The following is a 1,196-nucleotide window of genomic DNA, read 5'->3' on the forward strand; positions in this document are numbered from 1 at the left end:
GCCCGGCTGCCGGGCCGGACCAGGCGCGTACATCCCGTACGTGCCTGGTCCGCGCACCCGACACGCCCCGGGCCCGCGCCCCCTAGACCACCGTCACCTCGTGCCGTACCACCGCGTCGAACAGGTACCCCTGCGTGTTGGGCACCGCCACCTCCGGCTGGGTGCGGCCCGAGCGGTCCGTCGCGCGGGCCAGCAGCACCGCCGGGCCACGGTCTCGCGGAACCCACTCCGCCGACCACCGCACCCAGCTGTGCCGGTGCGGTGTGTCGCGCAACCGCGCGCGGCGCCACGTCGTCCCCCCGTCCGTACTGACCTCCACCGCCCGCACCGGCGCCCCGCCCGACCAGGACCGGCCCGTCACCACCTGCCGCCGGTGCGCGGCCAGGGACGCTCCCGGGGCCAGCTCGAACGCGCTCTTGAGCGTCTGCCGGGTCAGGGGCGCGCTGCCCTCGGGGGGATACGCCGCGCCGAACAGCCGGTACAGGTCCGTGTTCCACGGGCTGTACAGCGGCTGGTCGCTCACCTCGATGTCACCCAGCCACTTGATGTTCGCGATCCCGATCCAGGACGGCACGATCAACCGCACGGGAAATCCGTGATCCGGCGGCAGCGGCTCCCCGTTCATCTCGTACGCGATCAACACGTCGTCCAGCGCCTTGGCCACCGGCAGCGGCCTGCGGACCCGGCCGAGGTTCACCCCGCCGCTGACGACCTCGTCGTCCAGGCCGCGCGGCAGGACGTCGACCGCGCGCGACGTGATGCCCGCGCGGCGCAGGACGTCGGAGAGCCGTACGCCCCGCCAGCGCGCGACCCCGATCGCGCCGAGCGTCCACGCCGTACCGCTCACCGTCTCCTGCTGCTGGGTCGTGTAGTAACTGCGGCCGTTCCCCGCGCACTCGATGAACGCGGTACGCGTCACCGACGGCAGCGCCCGCAGCTGCTCGTAACCGAACTCGACCGCCGGGCCGCGCAGTCCGCTGCCCCATACCGTCAACGTCCAGTCCCCGGTGGTGATCCGGGGCGTCACGGTGTGGTTGCGTACGAAGAAGTGGCTCGCCGGGGTGTGCAGGCCGGTGGAGCGCAGCGCCGCGAAGTTCGTCTCCGCGTTGGTGCCCCGGACGGTGAACACGTCGGTGGGCAGAGGCTTCACGATCCCGGGCGCGACGCCCGGCGCGGAGGCCGCGGTCGCCGTCCCG

General features: G+C 73.6%; 1 protein-coding gene. It reads right to left on the reverse strand.

Features of this window, described 5'->3' with window-relative positions; genetic code table 11:
- Positions 1-82: 82 nt before the first annotated feature.
- Positions 83-1,196, reverse strand: a 1,114-nt coding sequence (locus GT042_RS22395; protein ID WP_237531073.1) for a sulfite oxidase, incomplete at its 5' end; no start/stop codon positions are given.

It is taken from the genome of Streptomyces sp. SID3212 (assembly GCF_009865405.1).
In the GTDB taxonomy this organism is placed as follows: domain Bacteria; phylum Actinomycetota; class Actinomycetes; order Streptomycetales; family Streptomycetaceae; genus Streptomyces.